Origin of the sequence: Blastococcus carthaginiensis (assembly GCF_030731085.1) — a bacterium.
Taxonomy (GTDB): domain Bacteria; phylum Actinomycetota; class Actinomycetes; order Mycobacteriales; family Geodermatophilaceae; genus Blastococcus; species Blastococcus carthaginiensis.
Window position 1 is genome coordinate 47,464 of record NZ_JASNFN010000027.1, and the last position, 22,298, is coordinate 69,761.

Sequence of the window (22,298 nt, forward strand, 5' to 3'; positions counted from 1 at the left end):
CGGCCGACGGGGCGACGGCCCGGGAACCCGGACACGCGGCAGGCGGTGCTGACCGCCGCGCGCGCCGCCTTCGCCGAACGGGGCTTCGACGGCGCGTCCATCCGTGCCATCGCGACCTCCGCCGGCGTCGACCCGGCGCTGGTGCACCACTACTTCGGCAGCAAGGACCAGCTCTTCCTGGCCGCGATCGAGGCGCCGGCGAACCCGGCGGAGTTCCTCCCCGAGGTGCTCGCCGGCGGCCGCGACGAGCTCGGCGGCAACGTCGTCCGCATGCTGCTGCGGGTCTGGGACGGCCCCATGCAACCCGCCGCCCTGGCGCTGGTCCGGTCCGCCGTCGGCAACGAGTGGACGGCGAAGCTGCTGCGCGAGTTCCTGGTCTCGCAGGTGCTGCGCCGGGTCGTGGCCACGCTGGACGCGCCTCCCGCGGAACGCGAGGCACGCGGAGCCCTGGTCGCGAGCCAGCTCATCGGCCTGGTCGTGGCCCGGTACGTGCTCCGCGTCGAACCGCTCGCCTCGGCCGCCCCCGAGGAGCTGGTCGCGGCGATCGGCCCCACCGTCCAGCGCTACCTCACCGGCGAGGTCGAGCTGCCCGGCCGCTGATCAGGCGACCTGGCTCACCATGACGGGTCCTGGCTCACCGTCGACCGTGAGCCAGGACCCGGAACGATCAGTCGACCTGATCATTCGGGGGCCAGGTCAGCGCGGGGCCCGGGCCAGCTGCCGGCTCTGCGCGACCAGCCGGCCGCTGGAGTCCCAGATCCGGTACTCCTCGTCCAGCCAGCCGCCGGCGATCTCGTTGGCCCGGGCCTCGGCCAGGCACCACCCGGGAGCGGGCCGGGCGCGCACCAGCACCTGCAGCTGGACCGTGGGCGCCCAGCCCATGAGCCCCATCGACCAGCTCGTCGGCGGCAGCACGTCGGCGAACAGCAGCAGCGTCAGCGGGTCGGGCTCGCGCCCGTCGGCGAGCCGCAGCCAGGCCCGCATCACCGGCTCCCCCGACGGCGTGCCCAGCGCCCAGCCGGCGGTGGCGGGGTCCAGGCGGGTCTCCACCCGGTGCCGCAGACCCACCGCGGGAACGGGGTGGCCGCCCATCTCGGCGCCCGGCCCGGCCTGCAGGCACGACTCCACCGGCGGGACGTCCGGGACCGGCACCGAGCGCAGCGGGGCGTCGTCCCCGAGCGCCGCCGTCGTCACCTGGACGCTGAGCGTGGGCCCCGCGGGGCCGCTGAGGACGACGCCGGTGTGCGCCAGGGTCCGGCCGGCCGGGCCCGGCGTGACGGCCAGCGAGGCCGGGCCGGGTGGGGTCGCGCGCAGGTAGCTGGCCGAGACGGCCACCGGGTGCGGGTGGGGGCTGTCCGCGAGCGCGGCCCGGGCGGCGACGGCGAGCAGGTAGCCGCCGTTGAGGATGCCGCTGCCCACGTCCCAGCCGGGGTGGAGGTCGGCGACGAAGCCGCCGCCCTCGGACCGCCGGACGGCGGTGGCGGCGTCGAACTCGGAGAGGCCCTGGGCATCGTTCTGCGGCACGTCGGACAGGGTGCCAGGGTGGCCGGCATGGACTACACCCACCTCGGCCGCAGCGGCCTGTCGGTCTCCCGGCTCTGCCTGGGGACGATGAACTTCGGCTGGAAGACCGAGGAGGGCGACTCGCACGCCATCCTCGACCGGGCGCTGGCCGAGGGCATCAACTTCGTCGACACCGCCAACGTCTACGGCTTCGACGCCGGCAAGGGCCGCACCGAGGAGGTGCTGGGCAGCTGGTTCGCCCAGGGGGGCGAGCGCCGCGAGAAGACGGTGCTGGCCACCAAGGTGTACGGCGGGATGAGCGACTTGCCCAACGACACGTTCCTCTCCGCCCGCAACATCGTCCGGGCCTGCGAGGGCTCGCTGCGCCGGATGGGCACCGACTGGATCGACCTGTACCAGTTCCACCACGTCGACCTCGCGACGCCGTGGGAGGAGATCTGGCAGGCCTGCGAGACGCTGGTCGCGCAGGGCAAGCTGCTCTACGTCGGTTCCTCCAACCACGCCGCGTGGCAGATCGCCGCCGCGAACGAGGCCGCGGCCCGGCGGAACTTCCAGGGCCTGGTGAGCGAGCAGTCGCACTACAACCTGCTCACCCGGCACGTCGAACTCGAGGTGCTCCCCGCGGCGCAGCACTACGGCGTCGGCGTCATCCCGTGGAGCCCGCTGGCCGGCGGCCTGCTCGCCGGCGCCCTGGAGAAGTCGGACGGTGCCCGCCGCAGCGAGGAGCGCACCCGGAAGCGGATCGAGCAGCACCGCCCCGCGCTGGAGCGGTACGAGGCGTTCTGCCGGGAGCTGGGGCACGCCCCGGCCGACGTCGGGCTGGCCTGGCTGCTCCACCAGCCGGCCGTGACCGCGCCGATCGTCGGCCCGCGCACGATGGAGCAGCTCGAGGGCGGCCTGCGGGCGCTGGAGATCGCGCTGGACGACGCCGCCCTGGCCCGACTCGACGAGATCTTCCCCGGCTACCGCGCCGCCCCGATGGAGTACGCCTGGTGACCGGCCCGCCCCCGGGCAAAGGATCCTTTACCTACGGCGTGGGGCCCGATTCCGCATGTAAAGGATCCTTTGCCCCTAACGGCCAGGAGGCGACGACCGTGTACGCCGGTGCCGCGCCGAGGCGGCTCTCCCACAGCCGGATCTCGCGCACCGGCCACTCCGGCCCCCGGTAGCCGGCCAGCCGGTCGGTGAGGGTGCCGTCGGCGGGCCGGCCGGGGCGCCACCGGCCGAGCGTCAAGTGCGGCCGGAACGGCCGGTCCTCCACCGGGAGCCCCAGGGTGCGCGCGACCGCCGCCAGCCGGCCGGCCAGCGCGACCAGCGGGTCGACGTCGCCCTCCAGCCCCGCCCAGGCGACCTGCGGGCGGCGCAGCGAGCCGAACCGCCCACCGCCGGCCAGCCGCAGCGCAATCGGCGGGGTCGCGGCCACCGCCGGCGCCGCCGTGGCCACCAGGCCGAGCACCAGCGGCTCGGGCACGGCACCGAGGAACAGCAGCGTGAGGTGCCAGCGTTCGGGCCGGCCCCAGCGCGGCGCACCGGGGAGGTCGCGCAGCGGGCCGAGGGCGCGGTCGAGGTCGCGGCGCGCGGCGTCGGGCGGGTCGACGGCGAAGAACAGCCGGCGCACGTCCCCCGGGTTCAGAGGGGCACCTGCAGCCCGGCGGCGCGCAGCTCGGCGGCCAGCCGCAGGCGCTCGACCTCACGCGGCCGGCCCTCCGGCAGCTCCGCGAGCGCCGAGGTCACCCCGAGCATCCCGGCCGCCTCGGTGAGGACGTCGTCATAGGCCGCCAGCAGCGCGCGGCGGCGGGCCATGGGCATGCCGGCGGGCACCAGGGCCACTTGGCGGGCGAGCCGGCGCAGGTGGGCGGCGACGACCTCCAGCGACCGCCCGGGCGGCGCGGGGTGGCGGGCCGCGTGGCGGCGGGCCGACCAGGCCTCGATCCGCCGGATCAGCGGTCCGAGACCGGCGACCAGGCCGGCGAACGCGGCGAGCAGTGCGACGAGCTGGAGGAGCGCGGCCATGGTCTTCCCCTGCGCACGGGCGTGTACCGGTGCAGCGAACGGTACGCGGAGAACGCTCAGAGCGACTGCTGACCGGGGGCCTGCCGGCTGAGCTCCTCCTCCACGGTGCGCACCTGCGGGGAGGGGACGACGGGGCGGATGCGCACCCGCACGGGCGAGCGCTCCACCGTCAGCCGCAGCGAGCCGCGGTGGGCCAGCCAGGCCGCGGCGGCGAGGCCGGCGACGACGCAGACGCCGCCGCCGATGACGAGCCCCCACGGGGCGCCGAAGCGCTCGGAGACCCAGCCGATCAGCGGCGCCCCGACCGGGGTGCCGCCCATGAAGCACATGAAGTAGAGCGCCATGACCCGGCCGCGCATCTGCGGGTCGACGCCGAGCTGGACGAAGCTGTTGTTGGCCACGCTGAACACCAGCGCCGCCGCACCGGTGGGCACCAGCAGCGCGGCGAAGGCCAGGTAGCCGGGCATCAGCCCGGCGACGACCGTGCAGGCGCCGAAGAGCACCGCCGAGCCGACGAGGAACCGCTGCCGGGGCCGGACGCTGCGCCGGGTGGAGAGCAGGGCGCCGCTCAGCGACCCGACCGCGAAGCACGTGGACAGCAGGCCGAATGCCTCCGCGCCGAGGTCGAAGGTCTCCCGGGCCATCAGCGCGATGGTGACCTGGTGGTTGAAGCCGAAGGTGCCCACGACGAAGGCCAGCCCCATCGCCAGCAGCAGGTCGGGGTGGGCCGAGGTGTAGGCCAGCCCCTCGCGCAGCTGCCCCCGGCCGCGGGCGACCGGCGGGCTCGGGGTGAGCTCCTCGGTGCGCATGCCGGCGATCGCGGCGATGGTGAAGGCGAAGCTCGCCGCGTTGAGGAAGAACGCCGGTGCGGTGTTCCCCGACGCCGCACCGATCAGCAGCCCGGCGAGCGCCGGCCCGACCAGACGGGCGCCGTTGAAGATCGTCGAGTTGAGGCTCACCGCGTTCGTGATCAGCGCGGGGCCGACCATCTCCGGCACGAACGACTGGCGCACCGGCACGTCGACGGCAGCGACCGAGCCGAGCAGCCCGGCGAGGACGAACACGTGCCACAGCGCGACCGCCCCGGTGGCCACCAGGACCCCCAGCACGAGGGCGAGCAGGCCCATGAGGGTCTGGGCGATCAACAGCAGCCGGCGCTTGGGGTAGCGGTCGGCGAGGACGCCGCCGTACGCGCTCAGCAGCAGCGCGGGGCCGAACTGCAGCGCGGTGATCAGCCCGAGGGCGACGCCGCTGCCGTCGGAGAGCTGGAGCACCAGCCAGTCCTGGCCGATGCGCTGCATCCAGGTACCGGTCAGGCTGAGCAGGTTGGCCGAGGCGTAGCGGCGGAAGTTGCGCACCCGGAGGGCCCGGAACATGCCGCTCCCCTGCTCGGGCGGCGTCCGCTGGTCAGTGCTCGTGCAGGTCACCCACCGGCGAGCTTGTCCATGATCTCGGCCGCCTCGCGCAGCACCGACCGCTCCTCGGCGGTGAGCTCCTGCAGCCGGCCGGCCAGCCACGCCTCGCGTGCCCGCGCCTCCGCCGAGAGCAGCTCCTCGGCCGCCGCGGTCAGCCCGATGATGACCTGGCGCCCGTCGGTGGGGTGCGGCGTGCGGGTGACCAGCCCCGCGTTCTCCAGGGCGACGACGACGCGGGTCATCGACGGCGGCTGCACCCGCTCGTGGGCGGCCAGCTCCCCCGGGCTCATCGGGCCGTGCCGCTTGAGCGTCGACAGCGCCGCGAGGTGGGTGAGCGTCACCGACGTGTCCACCCGCTGGTTGCGCAGCCGCCGGGAGAACCGCATGACCGCGAGCCGCAGCTCGTGGGCGAGCGCGGCGGTGTCCAGCGTCGTCCGGCCCACGATCGTTAGCCTAACTCAGCGCCTGTTCAGAACAGCTGCTGGAGCGGCTCGAGCGCGAAGTAGACCAGGAACAGCAGCGCCACCACCCACATGAGCGGGTGGATCTCCCGGCGCCGCCCGACCGCGAGGCGCAGCAGCACGAAGCTGATGACGCCGGCCCCGATGCCGTTGGTGATCGAGTAGGTGAACGGCATCAGCGCGATGGTGAGGAACGCGGGGATGACCAGGGACATGTCGTCCCACGTGAGGTTCTTGATCTGGCTGATCATCAGCGCGCCGACGATGACCAGCGCGGGGGCGGCCGCCTCGGACGGGACCACCGCCACCAGCGGCGTGAAGAAGACCGCGACCAGGAACAGCAGGCCGGTGACGATGCTGGCCAGCCCGGTGCGCGCACCGTCGGCCACACCGGCGGTGCTCTCGATGTAGGTGGTGTTCGACGAGACGCTGCCCGCGCCACCCGCGGCGGCGGCCAGCGAGTCGACGAGCAGGACCGGCTGCGACTTCGGCAGGTTGCGCTTCTCGTCCAGCAGGTCGCCCTCGGCGCCGACGGCGGTGACCGTGCCGACGGTGTCGAAGAAGTCGGCGATCATGATCGAGAAGACGATCAGCAGGGCGGCGACGACGCCGATGCGCTCGAAGCCGCCGAAGAGCGAGAAGTTGCCGAGCAGCGAGAAGTCGGGGCTGCCGACGACGTCGTCGGGGAGCGCGGGCACCTGCAGCGCCCACCCGCGGGGGTTCTCTCCGTCCTCGCCGAAGCGCGGGCCGACCCCGGCGATCGCCTCGACGACGATCGCGAGCACCGTCGTCGCCACGATGCCGATGAGCAGCGCGCCCTTGACCCGGCGGACCACCAGGAGGCTCATGAGCAGCAGGCCGACGACGAAGACGAGCATCGGCCAGCCGGCGAGCTGGCCGCCCACGCCGAAGCTGATCAGCGGGTTGCCCGGCCGGATGATGCCGGCGTCGGCCAGCCCGATGATCGCCAGGAAGAACCCGATGCCGACGGCGATCGCGGTCTTGAGCTGCGCCGGGATGGCCTCGAAGACCGCCTTGCGGAAGCCGGTGAGCACCAGCACGGTGATCAGCAGCCCCTCGAGCACGACCAGGCCCATGATCTCGGGCCAGGTGAGCTGGGTGGCCGCGAAGACCGCGACGATCGCGTTGATGCCCAGGCCCGTGGCCAACGCGAACGGGTAGCGCCCGACGACACCCATGAGCAGCGTGAGCGCGCCGGCGAGCAGCGCGGTGACGGCGGCGATCGACCCGAAGGGCAGCACCGTGCCCTCGACGTCGGCGCCCGGGACGCCGTCCGGCCCCGCGATGCTGGTCAGGATGATCGGGTTGAGCACCACGATGTAGGCCATCGTGAAGAAGGTCGTGATCCCGCCGCGCACCTCGCGGCTGACCGTCGACCGGCGGGCGCTGATCTCGAAGTACCGGTCCAGCCCGTTCTTCGGGCGGACCCGCGGACCCTCGCTGCGGCGCGGCGTGGTCGGCGGCGTGCCGGCCGAGACGTCGGCGGGGGTGCTGCCGTCGGTGGCCGAGGCGCTGGCGCCACCGGAGGGACGGGACTTCTGCGGCATGCGGGTTCTCCGGGCGGTGCGGGTGGCCATCGAGCGGCGACAGCGTGCCACACGGGCGGGCCGGGCTCGTCGACCCGTGACCGAGACGGGATCTAAGGTGCCGTCGTGGCCCGTCCCGCGAAGCAGGCTCCCCCGCCGTTGCAGGTCGACACCGCGCGCGTGGTGATCGCCGGCATCGCGGTGTGGGCGGTGGCCCTCGTCGTCCTGCTGCTGCTGGGCGACCGGGTGGACCGGATGTGGACCTGGACCTGCGTCGCCGCCATCGGGCTGGCCCTGCTCGGCCTCGGCGTCATGAAGCTGCAAGGGCAGCTGGGCCCCCGCGACCGCGGCTGAGCGCGCTCAGTCGCCCAGGACGTCGTACTCCGAGGTGTCGTAGCGCGCCGAGGTGACCACCTCGGTGTCCTGGACGACGACGAGCGTCGCCTGGCTGTGCGCGCCGCAGCCGTAGTCGGCCGCCACGACCCGCCCGTCACCGGGGGCGTAGGCGTTGCCGCAGGCGCCGACCAGCTGGCGGAGCGAGCCGGCCAGGGGCAGGTAGAAGCCGCAGGTCGCGCAGGGCCCGGGGGCCTGCCGGGCCATCGACGACGTCGGGCCGAACTCCCCCGCCGACCAGCGGGCGACGGCCTCCGACCGGCCCTCGCGCGACATGACCCGCTCCCGGCCGAGGCCGACCTCGCGGGCGACGACGCGCCCCTCGGTGTCGTCGGCGGAGTCGTCATCGGCCGTGTACGCCGGCACCAGCCGGGTGTCGTCCTCGGTGGCCGGCAGGACGTCGCCCACCGAGAGGTCGCCCGGGCGCAGCCGCTCGTGCCACGGCACCCACGCCGGCGCGCGCAGCGCCTGGTCGCCCGGGAGCAGCACCACCTCGTCGACGGTGACCCGGTCCTCGCCGGGCACCCGGGCGATCGTGACCGCCCAGTGCCAGCCCATGTAGCCGGGGAGCCGGCTGGCGAAGGTGTGGGTGAGCACCTCGCCGAGCTCGGCGGGCCCGACGGCCTCCGCCGTCGCGCCCAGGTGCTCGCCCACCAGGTCGGCGGCGCCGGCCGTCTCGACGGCCGCCGCCCGGGCCGGCTCGATCGCGGCGGTCAGCGGCTCGGCCGCTGCGGAGGCGGGCCGGACGGGCGCGGAGGAGTCGGACACGACGCCCATTGTGGCGGACGGCCGGCCCGGCGTCTCCGACCGCACTCCCGGCCCGGTGCGGCACCATGGGCGGCGTGCCCTCATCCCGCCGCCCCACCGGTGCCCGCCGGTGGCCGCGGACGGGCGGGCAGGGGGCGGCGCCTCCGGTGGACACGACCCCGCTGGGCGTCCCGCGGCCCCAGACCCGGCCGATGCCGGCGCCCGCCCCGAAGATCACCGTCACCCGGGTCGCCGCCGCCCGCAGCCGCGAGCTGACCACCGCCGCCGCGCGCCGGGTCCGCGCCGCGAGCCGGGCCGACGGCGCGGGCGAGAGCGGGCTGACCCAGCTGCTGTGGGTGAACGCCCTGCACATGGCCGGCGACGCGATGATCGCCGTCTCGCTCGCCGGCACGCTCTTCTTCGCGGCCACCACCGACGCCCAGCGCGGCAACGTCGCGCTCTACCTGCTGGTGACCATGGCGCCGTTCGCGCTGCTGGCGCCGGTCATCGGCCCCGCCCTCGACCGGCTGCAGCGCGGTCGGCGGTGGGCGCTGGCGGTCTCGCTGGGCGGGCGGGCGGTGCTGGCCCTGGTCATGGCCCGGCACTTCGACGACCTGTGGCTCTACCCGGCGGCGCTCGGCGTCCTGGTGCTCTCCAAGGCGCACAACGTGCTGCGGGCGGCGGTGGTCCCCCGCGTGCTGCCCGGTGCGATGTCGCTGACCTCGGCGAACGCGCGGCTGTCGGTGTTCGGCCTCGTCACGGCCGGGGTCGCCGGCGGGCTGGGCGCCGGGGTGGCCGCGCTGATCGGCTTCGACTGGGAGCTGTGGGCCACCGCGGCGGTCTTCCTGGCCGGCGCGGTGCTCGCCGTCCGGCTCCCCCGGCACGTCGACGTACCCGCAGGCGAGGAGCCCGCCGACGTGCTCAGCACCACCGAGATCCCGGTCCCGGGTCGCCGGCGGCGGGTGACCCCGCACGTGGTGCTGGCGCTGCGGGCCAACGCGGCGCTGCGCGGCCTGGGCGGGTTTCTCACCATCTTCGCCGCCTTCCTGGTGCAGGCGACGTTCGCCGACGGCTGGTCGGCCACCCTCGCCCTCGGCGCGCTGGCCGCCGCGGCCGGGCTCGGCAGCTTCACGGGGACGGCGGTCGGGTCGCGGCTGCACTCCGCGGCCCCCGACCGGCTGGTGCTGCACGCCGCGTCCGCCGCCGCGGTGGTGACGGTGCTGGCCGCGGTCTTCTACGGGTTCGGCATGGCGGTGCTGGTCGCCGGCGTCTCCGCCGTGGCGAACGCGCTGGGCAAGGTGTCGCTCGACGCGATCATCCAGCGGGAGGTGCCCGAGAGCCTGCGCGCCTCGGCGTTCGCCCGCTCCGAGACGGTGCTGCAGCTGGCGTGGGTGGCCGGCGGGGCGCTCGGCATCGCCCTCCCGCCCACCGGCTGGATCGGGTTCACCGTCGCGGCGGCCCTGCTCGTGCTGGCCGTGGGGCTGATCCTGTGGAGCCTCTACCGCAGCCGTCCCGCGCCGGGGACGACGGGGGCCCCGGATGCGCCGACGACGCCGGTGGGACCGTCGTGGTCGTGAGAACGCCCCGCCCCGCCCTGCTGCTCGCCCTCTGCGCCGCCGGGTCGCTGACCGCCTGCGCCGGCGAGCCCGTGACCCCGCAGGACGTCCGGGTGCAGGCCGGCAGCCAGGACGTCACCGCCGCGCCGACCCAGTACTGCCTGGACGGCGAGGGGCAGCGCTACAGCACGCGCCCGCCGGTCGTCGAGGTCTCCCCGGACACCACGATCACGCTGACCGTGCCCGAGGTGATCGCCGAGCGCGGGTGGCAGGTGCAGGTGTTCGACGAGTCGCTGGAGGAGCTGATCGGCGAGGTCGACGTCCCCGCGGGCACGGAGAGGTTCGACGGGATCAGCTCCTCCGACGTCGTCCCGCCCGCCTTCTACCTGGTGGTGGTCGAGGACGCCGGTGGCGACTGCGGCGAGTTCACCGCGGCCTGGCCGGTCGGCTTCCTGCGCGCCGGTGGCGACCTGGGGAGCTGAGCGGCGCTCAGCCCTCCAGGTCGGTGGCGACCGCGCGCAGCACGGCGGCCACCTTCCGGGCGTGGCCCCGGTCGGGGTAGCGGCCGTGCCGCAGGCCCTCGGAGACGTCGTCGAGCAGCTTGATCAGGTCCTCGACGATCGGGACCAGCTCGTCGGGCTTCTTGCGCGAAGCCGCGGCGACGGTGGCCGCCACCGACGGCAGCGGGTCCAGCGGGCGCACCTGCAGCGCCTGGTCGCCGCGGCGGCCGGCGACGATGCCGAACTCCACCCGCTGACCGGGCTTGAGATCGGTGCCGGCCGGGAGCGCGTCCTTGTGCACGAAGACGTCGGGACCGTCCTCGCGGGACAGGAAGCCGAAGCCCTTCTCCGCGTTGAACCACTTCACTCTGCCGGTGGGCACGGTGGATCCCTCAGTTCCTCGCTGTGGCGCGGCGCGCTGGCCGGACGGTCGACGCGGCAGGACGCCGCTGGTGGACAGGTTAGCCGCCGTGGCGCCGCGCCGACCTGCCGATTCCGGGCGCGTCCCTACGCTGGGCCGGTGCCCGACCACCCCGACTACCGCTTCACCCTCGCCAACGAGCGCACGCTGCTGGCCTGGCTGCGGACCGGGCTGGCGCTGGTCGCCGGCGGCGTGGCCGTCGCCACCTACGCCCCCGACCTCGGGGTCCGCTGGGGCAGCTCCGCGGTCGCGCTCGGGCTGGTCCTCATCGGCCTGGGTGTCGCGCTGGCCGGCTACCGCCGCTGGCGGGTCAACGAGGCGGCGATCGAGGCCGGGCGCGCGCTCCCGGCCAGCCGGCTCGTCCCGGCCGCGGTCGCAGCCGTCGCGGCGGTGGTGGTCGTCGTCGGCGTCCTCGTGGGCGTGGAGGTGCTGCGCGGGTGACCGTGCCCGTGGAGACCCAACCCGAGCGCACGACCCTGTCCTGGCAGCGCACCGGCCTGGGGCTGCTGGCCGTGGCCGGGCTGGTGGGGCACCGGGCGGTGCACCTCGGCCGGCCGGCGCTGCTGGTCCTCGCGGGCGTCGCCGCGCTGGCCGGGCTCGGGGTGCTCGGCGGGCTCGCGCCGGCCCGCTACCGCCAGGTGCAGCGCCGGGTGGCCGGCGACCGGGCCGTCGCCGCACCCTGGGCCGCCCGCGCGGTGACCGCGACCGTGGTCCTCACCGCGCTCGCCACGGCGGTCGCGGTCCTCATCCCCGGCTGAGTTCGGCAGCAAGGTGACTCCAGGGTGGGAAACGCCCCCCGGCCACATCGAGCGCACCACGCTGAAGACGCTGTCGGGGCCGGCTGGTGCGCACGAAGGCGACGTTGAGCCGCTCCGGCAACCGATAAGCCGCGTCAGGGCGCGGCTCAACGGTCGGTTGAGCGGCTCAACCCGCGTGGCAACAGGTGCTGCTGACCCACGGAGCGACCGCCGGCCGACTTCCCCACCGGAAGGTCACCTTGCTGCCGAACTCATCCCCGGCTGACCCCCGGCACGACGTCCAGCCGGTCCAGCAGGTGCAGGAAGACGACGGCGAAGTCGTTCTCCGCCACCTCGGCGGCCACCCGGTCCCAGTCGACCTGCTCGCGCAGCGCCCGGGCCACCGGCAGCAGCCGCGCGAGGTCGCAGTAGTGCTCGTCCAGCGCCATCAGCTTGGAGACGACGATGTCGGTCGGCGCCATGACCGGCATCTGCACGGAGAGCACCGGCAGGACGTCGGCGCGGTCGACCAGGTCGGTCTCCACCGGTCGCCCGCAGGTGCGCCAGATGACGTCCACGAAGACGTCGTCCCGCTCGACCTTGAGCAGCCAGTCCTCCGCGGGGTCGACGACCTGCAGGCCGGCGTCTGCCAGCGCCTTCGCCGCTCGCTCCGCCTCGCCCGCCGGCACCAGGAAGTCGGCGTCGTGGTCGGGCTCGGGAGCACCGCGTACCCAGGCGGCGTAGCCGCCGCACAGCGCGAACGGCACGTCGGCCTGCTTCAGCGCGACGGCGGTGCGCTTCAGCAGGTCGCGCACCTGCTCGCGGGGAGACGTCTGCACCCAGCGCCTGCTACCCGTGGGCGCCGCCGGCACACGGAGGGGTAGATCAGACGGGCCGCGGGGCACAGGGACCGGGTGCGCATCGCGACCTTCAACATCCTGCACGGACGCTCGCTCGACGACGGCCGGGTCGACGTCGACCGGCTGGCCGCGGCGGTGAAGAGCCTGGACGCCGACGTGCTCGGCCTGCAGGAGGTCGACCGCGACCAGCCGCGCTCGCTCGGCGCGGACCTCACCGCCGTCGCCGCCGAGGCGATGGGGGCGGTCGACTCGCAGTTCGTCGCCGCGCTCTCCGGGACGCCCGGCGGCACCTGGATGGCGGCCACCGGCGACGAGCAGCCCGGCTCGGCGAGCTACGGGATCTCGCTGCTCTCCCGCCACCCCGTCGTCTCCTGGCGGGTGGTCCGGCTGGCGCCGCTGCGGGTGAGCGTGCCGCTGTGGTCGCCGGACTCGCGGCGGCCGTTCCTGGCCCGCGACGAACCGCGGGTGGCCGTCGCCGCCGTCGTCGACGGCCCGGCCGGGCGGTTCACCGTGGCCAACACCCACCTGTCGTTCATCCCGCGGTGGAACGGCCACCAGCTGCGCACCCTCGTGCGCTCGCTCGAGGGCACACCGGAGCCGCTGGTGCTCATGGGCGACCTGAACATGCAGCCGCGCGCCGCCGCCCGGAACAGCGGGCTGACGCCGATCGCGGCCGCGGCCACCTTCCCGGCGCCGCGGCCGTCACGGCAGCTGGACCACGTGCTGGTGCGCGGTGACCTGCGGGCGGACGGCCCGGCCGAGGCGGTGCGGCTGCCGCTGTCGGACCACCGGGCGCTCGTGGTCCGGGTCGCGGCCGGCTGAGCAGCGGGGAGGGGTCGCGGTGGCGCACCGCGCAGTGGATCATGACCGCATGCCCGGAGCCGTCCGCATCCTGTCGCTGGTCGCCACGGTCGTGCGCACGGTGTTCGCGGTGATCGCCGCGATCATCGTCGTCCACGCGGTCTTCGTGCTCTTCGAGGCCAACCCGGGGAACGTCCTCGTGCAGTTCGCGGCCGGCTGGCGCGACTCGTTCGGCTGGTTCACCCGCGACCTGTTCACGCCGTCGGACCCGGAGGTCGCCGAGGCGGTCAACGCCGCGCTGGCCGCGCTGATCTGGGTGGTCGCGGGCTCCCTGCTGTCGAAGCTGGTCGTCAAGCTGGCGCCGGGCAGCACCGCCCGCGTCTAGCTAGGCGTTCCGCACCGCCGCCGCGGGCTCCAGCCCGAGCTCGGAGACCGCGACCTGGCGCATCTCGACCTTGCGGACCTTGCCGGTGACGGTCATCGGGAACTCGTCGACGACCTTCACGTACCGCGGCACCTTGTAGTGGGCCAGCCGGCCGGCGCAGAACTCCCGCAGGGCCTCCGCGGTGAGCGGCTCGGCGCCCTCGCGCAGCCGCACCCAGGCCATGAGCTCCTCCCCGTACCGCTCGTCGGGGACGCCGATGACCTGGGCGTCGACGACGTCGGGGTGGGTGTAGAGGAACTCCTCGATCTCCCGCGGGTACACGTTCTCCCCGCCGCGGATCACCATGTCCTTGATCCGGCCGACGATGTTCAGGTAGCCGGCCTCGTCCATGACGGCGAGGTCGCCGGTGTGCATCCAGCGGGCGGCGTCGATTGCCTCGGCGGTCTTCTCCGGCTCCTCCCAGTAGCCGAGCATCACCGAGTAGCCGCGGGTGCAGAACTCCCCCGGCGTGCCGCGGGGGACGGTGAGGCCGGTGACCGGGTCGACGACCTTGACCTCGAGGTGGGGGTGCACGCGGCCGACGGTGGAGGTGCGACGGTCGAGGTCGTCGTCGGCGCCGGTCTGGGTGGACACCGGGCTGGTCTCGGTCATGCCGTAGCAGATGGTCACGTCGGTCATGCCCATCTCGGCGACGACCCGCTTCATCACCTCCACCGGGCACGGGGAGCCGGCCATGATGCCGGTGCGCAGGGTGGAGAGGTCGTACTCGGCGAAGTCCGGCAGGCCGAGCTCCGCGATGAACATCGTCGGGACGCCGTAGAGCGAGGTGCAGCGCTCGTCCTGGACGGCGCGCAGCGTCAGCGCGGGGTCGAAGCCGGGCGCCGGGATCACCATCGTCGCGCCGTGGCTGGTCGCCGCGAGGTTGCCCATGCCCATGCCGAAGCAGTGGTAGTAGGGCACCGGGATGCAGATGCGGTCGGCCTCGGTGTAGCCGCAACCCTCGCCCACGAAGAACCCGTTGTTGAGCAGGTTGTGGTGGGTGAGCGTGGCGCCCTTGGGGAAGCCCGTCGTCCCCGAGGTGTACTGGATGTTGATCGGGTCGTCGGCCGACAGAGAAGCCTCGCGCTCGGCCAGCATGGCCCGGTCGGCGGTCCGCCCGGCGTCCATCAGCGCGTCCCACTCCGGGGAGCCGAGGAACAGCACCTCGCGCAGCGCGGGGCAGTCCCCCCGGACCTCGGCGACCATCGCGCGGTAGTCGCTGGTCTTGAACTCCGGGGCGCTCACGAGCATCGAGATGCCGGCCTGCTTCAGCACGTAGGCGAGCTCGTGGGTGCGGTAGGCCGGGTTGATGTTGACCAGGATCGCGCCGAGCTTCGCCGTCGCGTACTGGACGAACACCCACTCGGCGCAGTTGGGCGCCCAGATGCCGACCCGGTCGCCCTTGCCGACGCCGAGGGCGTCCAGCCCGAGGGCGCAGGCGTCGACGTCGGCGACCAGCTGCGGATAGGTCCAGCGGCGGCCCGAGGCGCACTCGACGAGCGCCTCGTGGTCACCCACCCGCGCCGCCGTCCGATCCAGGTTCGCCCCGATCGTGTCGCCGAGCAGGGGGACCGTGGAGGTCCCGCTGCTGTAGGACGGCAGCGCGGGCGCGGTCACCGCCGCCGACCCTCTGCGGTCTGGACGCCGGCCCGGTTGGGCTTGTCCGTCGGGTGGGCGTAGCGCAGCCGGTCGGCCGGGAGCGGGAAGCCGTGGTCCTCGCCGAACGGCGACAGCCCGCCGGCGACCGAGGCGGAGAGCTCGGTGATCGGCGGGCCACCGCCGTCGGACTCGCCCCAGGTGGGTTCCACCAGGTGCGCGTGCTTCTCGTTGCGCTTGGCCATGACGCCTCCGTGTGCGGTAGCGGGTGCACCGCGCGGTGCACTGTTGCCCGACATCTTCCCCTGACCGACCTGCCGACCGCGCGCCACCGCCCCCCGTGGCGGCGGTGGTGTCGCGGTCAGCGCCCGCGTGCGATGGCGCGGGCCCCGTAGAGGGTGCCCTCTCCCTCGGCGGTGAACACCCACTGCCCGGACCCGACCGGTGCGGCGAGCACGCCGGCGCCGTCGAGGGCCTGCACCGCGCGGGTGCGCCAGATCGCGGTGCTCAGCAACCTCAGGTGCACGGCGTCGTCCCCGCCGTCGGGTTCGAAGGAGAGCACCGCGGGCCCGGCGACGTAGAGCTGCCCCGTGCGCCACGTGGTGCCGGCCAGCGCCCGCCGCCAGCGGCTGGTGCGCATCAGCGCGCCGGCGCCGACGACGACGGCGGCCAGCCCGCCGAGGACGAGCGCGAGGACGGCGAGCCCGGCACCGGGCACCCGCCGGCCGTCCTCCCCGGCCAACGTCACGGTGGCGACGCCGAGCAGGACGCCGAGGACGACGGCGATGGCGCCGCCGCCCAGCCAGCGCAGCGCCCCGACCTGGAGGGCGGCCAGGGCGGTCCGGGTGCCGGGGTCGTCACTCGCGGGGTGCATGGGCCCATGCTGGCAGCAGCGTCCGCGGGGGCGGCGACGTAGCGTGGACCGGATGTCCACGGAAGCCCCTGCGACGCTCGCCGCCTGGTTGCGCACCCGCAGCGACGAGCAGCTGCGCGCGTTGCTGGCGGCCCGGCCGGACGTCGCCCGCCCCGCCCCCTCCGACGTCGTCGCGCTGGCCAGCCGGCTCGCCGTCCCGGTGTCGGTCGACCGCGCCCTCGACGAGCTCGACGCCGCGACGCTGCAGGTGCTCGACGCCGTCCTGCTGGCGCCCACCGACGGGATGCCGCCCGACGCGCTGGTCGCCGCGCTGCCGGAGGTGCCCGATGAGGTGGTCGAGGCCGCCGTCGAGGCGCTCACCACGCGGGCGCTGCTGTGGGGCGACGACGTCCTGCACGCCCCCGACCCGGTGCGCCGCGCCGTCCGGCACCCCGCCGGGCTGGGCCGCCGGGCGGTCGACCTGCGGCTGCAGCTGCCCGCGGACCTCCCCGCGGCCGTCGCCGAGCTGGCTCCCGAGGAGCGCGCCGTCCTGGAGCGGCTGGCCGGCGACCGACCGGTCGGGCACCTCCCCGAGGCGCCGAACGGCGGGGCCACCCCGGCGCGGCGGCTGCTGCAGCGCGGCCTGCTGGCCCGCATCGACGCGCTGAACGTCGAGCTCCCCCGCGAGCTCGGGCTGCTGCTGCGCGGCGACCGGCCCTACGGCCCGCCGCGGCGGCGGCCGGAGCCCGCTCCGGTGACGCGCGACCCGCAGGTGGTGGACCGGCAGTCCGCCGGTGCGGCGCTGGAGCAGGTAGGGCGGGTCGGGGAGCTGCTGGCGCTGCTGGAGGAGGAGCCGGCCGGGCTGCTGCGCAGCGGCGGGGTGGGCGTCCGCGACCAGAAGCGGCTGGCCAAGACCCTCAAGGTGGCCGAGCCCGACGCCGCCTGGCTGCTGGAGCTGGCGCACGCCGCCGGGCTGCTCGACGTCGGCGGGCCGCACCGCGACGAGTGGCTGCCCACCCGCGCCTACGACGTCTGGCGGGAGCAGGACCTCGCCGACCGCTGGGCGGTGCTGGCCGCCGGGTGGCTGGGCGCCGTCCGGTTGCCGTCGCTGGTGGGCGTGCGCGACGTGGCCGGCAAGGCCGCCAACCCGCTCTCCCCCGACCTGGTGCGGCACACTGCGCCGACGATCCGCCGGTCGGCGCTGGCCGTGCTCGCCGAGCTGCCGCCGGGTTCCGGGCTGCCGCCCGACGAGCTCGTCGCGCTGCTGCGCTGGCGCACCCCGCGCCGGGCCGACCGGCTGGCGCCGGTGCCCGACATGCTGGCCGAGGCCGCGCGGCTGGGCGTGCTCGTGGGCGGGGTGCTCGCCACCGGCGGCCGCGGGCTGCTCGCCACGGGGGAGGACGGCGCCGCCGACGGCGTGCGGGGGCTGCTGCCCGAGCCGGTCGACCACGTGCTCGCCCAGCCGGACCTCTCGCTGATCGCCCCGGGGCCGCTGGTCGCCGACCTGGCCGACACCCTCTCGGTCGTCGCCGACGTCGAGTCCTCCGGCGGGGCGACGGTGTTCCGGGTGTCGGAGTCCTCGGTCCGCCGGGCGCTGGACGCGGGCTGGTCGGCGTCGGACCTGCACGACTTCTTCGCGAAGGCGTCCCGCACCCCGGTCCCCCAGGCGCTGGACTACCTGGTCGACGACGTGACCCGCCAGCACGGGCGGCTGCGGGTGGGGGCGATCGAGTCCTACGTGCGCTCGGACGACCACGGGCTGCTCTCCCAGGTGCTCGGCGACCGGCGCACCGCGGCCGCCGAGCTGCGCCGGCTGGCCCCGGGGGTGCTGGTGAGCGGGCTGGGCGCCGACGAGGTGCTCACCGTGCTGCGCGAGGCCGGCTACGCCCCGGCCGGCGAGCACCCGGGCGGGGCGGTGCTCACCCGGCCGCCGGCCCGGCCGCGCGCCGCCGGCCGCCGCGGGACCGAGCCGCCGGCCGCGCCGCGACCGCTGAGCGGGGCCGACCTGGACACGACGGTGCGGGAGATCCGCGCCGGTGACGCAGCGCTGGCCGCACGCCGCGGCGAGGCGGTCCGCCAGGTGCCCGGGGTGACGACGGCGTCGACGCTGGAGCTCTTGTCGCGGGCGGTCCGGGAGGGCGTGCCGGTGTGGCTGGGGTACGTGGACGCCCAGGGCAGCAGCAGCCAGCGCGTCGTGCAGCCGGTCTCGCTGGCCGGGGGCTTCCTGCAGGGCTACGACGAGCGCCGCGGGGAGAGCCGCACCTTCGCCGTCCACCGCATCACGTCGGTGGCCCTGGTGGAGGACGACGCGGGCTGACCGTTCCGTCGGTGGGTGGCTCTACCGTGCCGCCGTGACCGAGACGTTCACCGCCGTCCTCTGGCTGCACGACGGCCCGGCCGGGTGGCACTTCCTCACCCTGCCGCCGGAGGTCGCCGACGACGTGCGGGAGCTCGGCGCGGCCGCGCGCGCCGGGTTCGGCTCCGTGCGCGTCACCGCCACCGTCGGCGGCACCTCGTGGCAGACGTCGGTGTTCCCCGACGCGCGGAGCGGCTCCTTCGTGCTGCCGGTGAAGAAGCCGGTGCGGGCCGCCGAGGGGTTGCGGGCCGGCGACCGGGTGCGGGTCGAGCTCGCCGTCAGCCCGGATCCGGCACGGCGTAGCGGCGGGTGAGCATCCAGCCGACCCGGCCTAGGACCGCCAGCAGGTAGAGCCCGAGGACGGCGAAGGCCCAGCCGTCGAGCCGGGGGTCGGCCAGCTGCGCCGCGCGGACCACGAGCACCTGCACCGCGGCGAACAGCAGCAGCGTCCACGCGCCGATCCACCACAGGTCGTCGGCCACGAGGGCGCGCAGGCGCGGCAGGCGCTCGGGGCGCTTCCAGTACTCGGGGTGCGGCACGGTGAACAGGTGGGCGGGCGCCCGGTGGACCATCACCACCAGGCCGGCGAAGAGCAGCGCCATGCCCAGCGCGAGCAGCCCGGAGGTCCACAGCGCCTCCGCGCGGCCGGCCCACCGGTCCGGGTCGCCGGCGCCCCCGAAGTGGACCGGCGCCCGCTCGGGCAGCCGGGCCAGCGACCAGGTCCAGGCCGCCGCGCAGGCGGCGGCCGCCGCGAGGAACCACCACCGCCCCGAGCCCATGCCGGCCAACCTATCGGCGCCCGCGTCGTCGCCGACCCCCGTGAGAGGGAAGGTCGCGTCGTCCCCCGGCGTTACCGTGGGCAGTCCGCATCCCATGGAGAGAGTTGACGCGTGCCTGACGGCCCCCTGATCGTCCAGTCGGACAAGACCCTGCTGCTCGAGGTCGACCACCCGCTGGCCCGTGACTGCCGCGCCGCCATCGCGCCCTTCGCGGAGCTGGAGCGCTCCCCCGAGCACGTGCACACCTACCGCGTGACGCCGCTGGCGCTGTGGAACGCGCGCGCCGCCGGGCACGACGCCGAGCAGGTCGTCGACGCGCTGGTCCGCTACTCGCGCTACCCCGTGCCGCACGCGCTGCTGGTCGACGTCGCCGACACGATGGACCGCTTCGGCCGGCTGACCCTGCAGAACGACCCGGTGCACGGGCTGGTGCTGAGCTCCACCGACCGGGCGGTGCTGGAGGAGGTCGTCCGGTCCAGGAAGGTCGCCCCGATGCTGGGCGCCCGGATCGACGCCGACAGCGTCGTCGTCCACCCCTCGGAGCGCGGCCGGCTCAAGCAGGCGCTGCTCAAGATCGGCTGGCCGGCCGAGGACCTCGCCGGTTACGTCGACGGGCAGGCGCACCCGATCTTCCTGGAGCAGGACAGCTGGCAGCTGCGGGACTACCAGCAGGAGGCCGTGGACGGGTTCTGGGCCGGCGGCTCGGGCGTCGTCGTGCTGCCCTGTGGCGCGGGCAAGACGCTGGTCGGCGCCGCGGCGATGGCCGAGGCGAAGGCGACCACGCTGATCCTGGTGACCAACACCGTCTCGGGGCGGCAGTGGAAGCGTGAGCTGATCGCGCGCACGACGCTGACCGAGGAGGAGATCGGCGAGTACTCCGGCGAGCGCAAGGAGATCCGGCCGGTCACCATCGCGACCTACCAGGTGATCACCACCCGCCGGAAGGGCGAGTACCGGCACCTGGACCTCTTCGACGCGCAGGACTGGGGCCTGATCGTCTACGACGAGGTGCACCTGCTCCCGGCGCCGATCTTCCGGTTGACCGCCGACCTGCAGTCCCGCCGCCGGCTGGGGTTGACCGCGACGCTCGTGCGCGAGGACGGGCGGGAGGACGACGTCTTCTCGCTCATCGGGCCCAAGCGCTACGACGCCCCGTGGAAGGACATCGAGTCCCAGGGCTACATCGCGCCGGCCGAGTGCGTCGAGGTGCGGGTCGCGCTCGACGACGAGGAGCGGATGACCTACGCCGTCGCCGAGCCCGAGGAGCGCTACCGGATCGCGGCGACCGCGCAGTCGAAGCTGCCGGTGATCCGCCGGGTGCTCGACCGGCACCCCGACGAGCAGAAGCTGGTGATCGGCGCCTACCTGGACCAGCTCGAGGAGCTCGGCACCGCGCTGGACGCCCCGGTGATCCAGGGGTCGACGACGAACCGGGAGCGGGAGCGGCTGTTCCAGGCCTTCCGGGTCGGGGAGATCAAGACCCTCGTCGTCTCGAAGGTCGCGAACTTCTCCATCGACCTGCCCGAGGCCGCGGTCGCGGTGCAGGTGTCGGGGACCTTCGGCTCACGGCAGGAGGAGGCGCAGCGGCTCGGCCGGGTGCTGCGGCCCAAGGCCGACGGGCGGCAGGCGCACTTCTACACCGTGGTCAGCCGCGACACCCTCGACAGCGAGTACGCCGCCCACCGGCAGCGCTTCCTCGCCGAGCAGGGCTATGCCTACACGATCGTCGACGCCGCCGACCTGGCCGGCCCGGGTGAGGTCAACGGCCCCGACTGGGTGGACAAGCCCGCCGACTGATTCCCTATCGGGGATCGGCTGTCAAGAGGGGGTCGCGCTTGACGGTGCGGTGGGCGCTCTTCGACGATGAGGGGCGGGGAAGGTCGCCTCGTTCGTCGGCACCTCGAGTGCCTGACCTGACATGTCCCGTAGGGGCTTGCTGAGGGGCCTTCCCCGCCTTCTTGCGGCTGCGCCGGCGAGCGCGGACGTCGGTGGGGACGGTCCACTGTTCGGCGATGTTGGCCTTGGCCTGCTCTGGGGTGACTGGGGTGCCGTTGGTGTCGCAGACGACGTAGGGCATGCCGCGGTTCATCACCGCCCAGAAGCGTTCGGCGAGGTGGCCGGCGACCACGCAGAGAGCCTTGAGGTGCTCGGCGCCGCGTTCGACCATCTGCACGTAGTAGACGCGGGCCAGCTGGGGGTCCTGCTTGCGGGCGTGGTCGGCGGCGCGGATGAACGTGCTGCGCATCAGCGACGAGCCGGCCTTGGACATGGGTTGTCCCTTGCGGTCGGTGTCGCCGGTCTCGGAGGCCCGCGGGGCGAGCCCCAGGTAGGACTTGAAGTGCGGGCCGGAGGGGAACCGGCCGGGGCGGCCGATGCCGGCGGCCGCGACCGGCGCGCCGACCTCGGCCAGGCCGGGCAGCGAGCGGGCCAGCTGGCCTGGATCGGCCCACCGGTAGGCCTCCTCCCGGCTGGCGGCGTGGGCGCCGAGCTCGGCCTGGATCGCGCGCAGCAGCCGGACCTCGGTGGCGACCTCGGCGGCCAGATCAGCGAAGGCGAGCGCCGGGTGGTCCCCGTAGAGCTCGACGGCCGCGGCGGCAGCAGCGCGCCACGCTTCGGCGCGGTCGGCACCGAGGTGGTTCTTCGATGCCTTGGCGATCAGCGCGGTCAGTCGGGCCGGCCCAGCCTTGAGCAGCGCCCGCGGGTCGGCCCAGCGCTCGAGTACCGCCAGGTCGGCCTGGCCGAGGTCGCCGGTCAACGGCGAGCACGGCATCAGCTGGCGGACCAGGTCCTTGATCCGCACCTTGTGCTCGCTGGCGGCCCGGGTCAGCCGGTCAGCGGCACGAACCCGCCGATCCAGCGCCGCGGCCTCGGCACCGGGCAGCTCCAGCGGCTGCAGCCCGGCCGGGTCGATCAGCGGCAGCCGGGCCAGGGTGTCGGCGTCGATGCCGTTGCTCTTGGCGTGTCGAGACAGGAACCGACGCAGGTCGGCGGCCTTGGCACTGGACACCCGGAACACCAGATGGCCGCGGGTGGTGAAGAAGACCGCGACCGGCAACCACGCCGGCCCGGTCGGCTCGAACACCACCTCCAGGTGGGTTCCCGGCTCGGTGCCGGCCAGCGCCGCGGACTCGATCGCGGCCAGGCTGGCCACCGTTGGCTCACACCGGCGACGGCACACCTCCCGGCCGTCCTCGGCCAGCACCCGTACCGTGTGCGCGCTGGCGATCCCCAGGTCGATCCCGACCAGCCGTCGTTGCATCTGTTCCTCCTCGAGCCCACCGGACATTCCGCTCCGGCGGCCCGAGACGGGCGGCT

26 protein-coding genes are annotated in these 22,298 nt (G+C 74.9%); 12 read left to right on the plus strand and 14 right to left on the minus strand.

The window, feature by feature from the left end; translation table 11 throughout:
- The first annotated feature begins 45 nt into the window (after positions 1-45).
- The gene (locus QOZ88_RS18470) at positions 46-600 is read left to right on the plus strand and encodes a TetR/AcrR family transcriptional regulator (protein ID WP_306001182.1); all 555 of its coding nucleotides are present in this window, start codon (positions 46-48) and stop codon (positions 598-600) included.
- Positions 601-696: 96 nt separating this feature from the next.
- Here QOZ88_RS18470 and QOZ88_RS18475 read toward each other — a convergent pair whose 3' ends face one another.
- Positions 697-1,524, minus strand: coding sequence for a thioesterase family protein (locus QOZ88_RS18475; protein ID WP_306001183.1), 828 nt, complete (start codon positions 1,522-1,524; stop codon positions 697-699).
- Positions 1,525-1,551: 27 nt separating this feature from the next.
- On the opposite strand from QOZ88_RS18475, the gene QOZ88_RS18480 reads away from it, so the two are divergent.
- A complete protein-coding gene (locus tag QOZ88_RS18480; protein ID WP_306001184.1) occupies positions 1,552-2,520 on the plus strand; it encodes an aldo/keto reductase in 969 nt (322 codons plus the stop codon).
- 31 nt (positions 2,521-2,551) lie between these two features.
- Here the strand turns inward: QOZ88_RS18480 and thpR are convergent, their stop codons facing one another.
- From thpR to QOZ88_RS18505, 5 genes are read right to left on the minus strand one after another with little or no spacing between them, the layout of a single operon-like run.
- Entirely contained in the window at positions 2,552-3,142 is a 591-nt protein-coding gene (gene thpR / locus QOZ88_RS18485; protein WP_306001185.1) for an RNA 2',3'-cyclic phosphodiesterase, read from the minus strand.
- Positions 3,143-3,153: 11 nt separating this feature from the next.
- On the minus strand, positions 3,154-3,537 hold the full coding sequence (locus QOZ88_RS18490) for a hypothetical protein (protein ID WP_306001186.1): 384 nt from the start codon (positions 3,535-3,537) through the stop codon (positions 3,154-3,156).
- A 56-nt stretch (positions 3,538-3,593) separates the two neighbouring features.
- The gene (locus QOZ88_RS18495; protein ID WP_306001187.1) at positions 3,594-4,913 is read right to left on the minus strand and encodes an MFS transporter; all 1,320 of its coding nucleotides are present in this window, start codon (positions 4,911-4,913) and stop codon (positions 3,594-3,596) included.
- A gap of 47 nt (positions 4,914-4,960) precedes the next feature.
- Positions 4,961-5,395 (minus strand): MarR family winged helix-turn-helix transcriptional regulator, encoded by a 435-nt coding sequence (locus tag QOZ88_RS18500; protein ID WP_306001188.1) that lies wholly within the window; start codon positions 5,393-5,395, stop codon positions 4,961-4,963.
- 26 nt (positions 5,396-5,421) lie between these two features.
- Positions 5,422-6,981, minus strand: coding sequence for an NCS2 family permease (locus QOZ88_RS18505; RefSeq protein WP_306001189.1), 1,560 nt, complete (start codon positions 6,979-6,981; stop codon positions 5,422-5,424).
- 105 nt (positions 6,982-7,086) lie between these two features.
- On the opposite strand from QOZ88_RS18505, the gene QOZ88_RS18510 reads away from it, so the two are divergent.
- The gene (locus QOZ88_RS18510) at positions 7,087-7,314 is read left to right on the plus strand and encodes a DUF2530 domain-containing protein (RefSeq protein WP_306001190.1); all 228 of its coding nucleotides are present in this window, start codon (positions 7,087-7,089) and stop codon (positions 7,312-7,314) included.
- Positions 7,315-7,320: 6 nt separating this feature from the next.
- Here the strand turns inward: QOZ88_RS18510 and QOZ88_RS18515 are convergent, their stop codons facing one another.
- Positions 7,321-8,121 (minus strand): DUF3027 domain-containing protein, encoded by an 801-nt coding sequence (locus QOZ88_RS18515; protein ID WP_306001191.1) that lies wholly within the window; start codon positions 8,119-8,121, stop codon positions 7,321-7,323.
- A gap of 65 nt (positions 8,122-8,186) precedes the next feature.
- Here QOZ88_RS18515 and QOZ88_RS18520 point away from each other — a divergent pair, with 65 nt between their 5' ends.
- Entirely contained in the window at positions 8,187-9,677 is a 1,491-nt protein-coding gene (locus tag QOZ88_RS18520) for an MFS transporter (RefSeq protein ID WP_306001192.1), read from the plus strand.
- Entirely contained in the window at positions 9,674-10,138 is a 465-nt protein-coding gene (locus tag QOZ88_RS18525) for a DUF2771 family protein (protein WP_306001193.1), read from the plus strand. The genes QOZ88_RS18520 and QOZ88_RS18525 overlap by 4 nt, the downstream gene beginning before the upstream one ends.
- Before the next feature lie 7 nt (positions 10,139-10,145).
- Here QOZ88_RS18525 and QOZ88_RS23270 read toward each other — a convergent pair whose 3' ends face one another.
- The gene (locus QOZ88_RS23270) at positions 10,146-10,538 is read right to left on the minus strand and encodes a cold-shock protein (RefSeq protein ID WP_454971165.1); all 393 of its coding nucleotides are present in this window, start codon (positions 10,536-10,538) and stop codon (positions 10,146-10,148) included.
- 138 nt (positions 10,539-10,676) lie between these two features.
- On the opposite strand from QOZ88_RS23270, the gene QOZ88_RS18535 reads away from it, so the two are divergent.
- The gene (locus tag QOZ88_RS18535; protein WP_306001194.1) at positions 10,677-11,018 is read left to right on the plus strand and encodes a YidH family protein; all 342 of its coding nucleotides are present in this window, start codon (positions 10,677-10,679) and stop codon (positions 11,016-11,018) included.
- The gene (locus tag QOZ88_RS18540; protein ID WP_306001195.1) at positions 11,015-11,335 is read left to right on the plus strand and encodes a DUF202 domain-containing protein; all 321 of its coding nucleotides are present in this window, start codon (positions 11,015-11,017) and stop codon (positions 11,333-11,335) included. The genes QOZ88_RS18535 and QOZ88_RS18540 overlap by 4 nt, the downstream gene beginning before the upstream one ends.
- A gap of 251 nt (positions 11,336-11,586) precedes the next feature.
- On the opposite strand, the gene QOZ88_RS18545 is transcribed toward QOZ88_RS18540, so the two are convergent.
- Positions 11,587-12,153, minus strand: coding sequence for a nucleotidyltransferase family protein (locus QOZ88_RS18545; RefSeq protein WP_306001196.1), 567 nt, complete (start codon positions 12,151-12,153; stop codon positions 11,587-11,589).
- A 75-nt stretch (positions 12,154-12,228) separates the two neighbouring features.
- Here QOZ88_RS18545 and QOZ88_RS18550 point away from each other — a divergent pair, with 75 nt between their 5' ends.
- Both QOZ88_RS18550 and QOZ88_RS18555 read left to right on the plus strand, forming a co-directional pair.
- Positions 12,229-12,996: an endonuclease/exonuclease/phosphatase family protein gene (locus QOZ88_RS18550; RefSeq protein ID WP_306001197.1), complete on the plus strand. Its 768-nt coding sequence runs from the start codon at positions 12,229-12,231 to the stop codon at positions 12,994-12,996.
- 49 nt (positions 12,997-13,045) lie between these two features.
- Positions 13,046-13,360 carry a hypothetical protein gene (locus QOZ88_RS18555; RefSeq protein ID WP_306001198.1) on the plus strand — a complete coding sequence of 105 codons (315 nt, stop codon included), beginning with the start codon at positions 13,046-13,048 and terminating at the stop codon, positions 13,358-13,360.
- Here QOZ88_RS18555 and QOZ88_RS18560 read toward each other — a convergent pair whose 3' ends face one another.
- From QOZ88_RS18560 to QOZ88_RS18570, 3 genes are all read right to left on the minus strand, one after another.
- Positions 13,361-15,016: an AMP-binding protein gene (locus QOZ88_RS18560; RefSeq protein ID WP_306001199.1), complete on the minus strand. Its 1,656-nt coding sequence runs from the start codon at positions 15,014-15,016 to the stop codon at positions 13,361-13,363.
- Positions 15,013-15,240, minus strand: a complete 228-nt coding sequence (locus tag QOZ88_RS18565) for a hypothetical protein (protein ID WP_091929393.1) — start codon at positions 15,238-15,240, stop codon at positions 15,013-15,015. Before QOZ88_RS18565 ends, QOZ88_RS18560 begins: the two co-directional genes overlap by 4 nt.
- A 116-nt stretch (positions 15,241-15,356) precedes the next feature.
- Complete coding sequence (locus QOZ88_RS18570) at positions 15,357-15,869, minus strand: hypothetical protein (protein ID WP_306001200.1); 513 nt, start codon at positions 15,867-15,869, stop codon at positions 15,357-15,359.
- Positions 15,870-15,921: 52 nt separating this feature from the next.
- Between QOZ88_RS18570 and QOZ88_RS18575 the strand changes: the two genes are divergently transcribed.
- Together QOZ88_RS18575 and QOZ88_RS18580 are read left to right on the plus strand one after the other, a co-directional pair.
- The gene (locus QOZ88_RS18575) at positions 15,922-18,165 is read left to right on the plus strand and encodes a helicase C-terminal domain-containing protein (RefSeq protein WP_306001201.1); all 2,244 of its coding nucleotides are present in this window, start codon (positions 15,922-15,924) and stop codon (positions 18,163-18,165) included.
- A 34-nt stretch (positions 18,166-18,199) separates the two neighbouring features.
- The gene (locus tag QOZ88_RS18580) at positions 18,200-18,517 is read left to right on the plus strand and encodes a DUF1905 domain-containing protein (protein ID WP_091929390.1); all 318 of its coding nucleotides are present in this window, start codon (positions 18,200-18,202) and stop codon (positions 18,515-18,517) included.
- Here the strand turns inward: QOZ88_RS18580 and QOZ88_RS18585 are convergent.
- Entirely contained in the window at positions 18,483-18,983 is a 501-nt protein-coding gene (locus tag QOZ88_RS18585; protein WP_306001202.1) for a DUF1648 domain-containing protein, read from the minus strand. The two genes, QOZ88_RS18580 and QOZ88_RS18585, sit on opposite strands and share 35 nt — an antisense overlap.
- 111 nt (positions 18,984-19,094) lie before the next feature.
- Here QOZ88_RS18585 and QOZ88_RS18590 point away from each other — a divergent pair, with 111 nt between their 5' ends.
- Positions 19,095-20,780 carry a DNA repair helicase XPB gene (locus tag QOZ88_RS18590; RefSeq protein WP_306001203.1) on the plus strand — a complete coding sequence of 562 codons (1,686 nt, stop codon included), beginning with the start codon at positions 19,095-19,097 and terminating at the stop codon, positions 20,778-20,780.
- A 4-nt stretch (positions 20,781-20,784) separates the two neighbouring features.
- Here the strand turns inward: QOZ88_RS18590 and QOZ88_RS18595 are convergent, their stop codons facing one another.
- Positions 20,785-22,242, minus strand: coding sequence for an IS110 family transposase (locus QOZ88_RS18595; protein WP_305998273.1), 1,458 nt, complete (start codon positions 22,240-22,242; stop codon positions 20,785-20,787).
- Positions 22,243-22,298 lie beyond the last annotated feature (56 nt).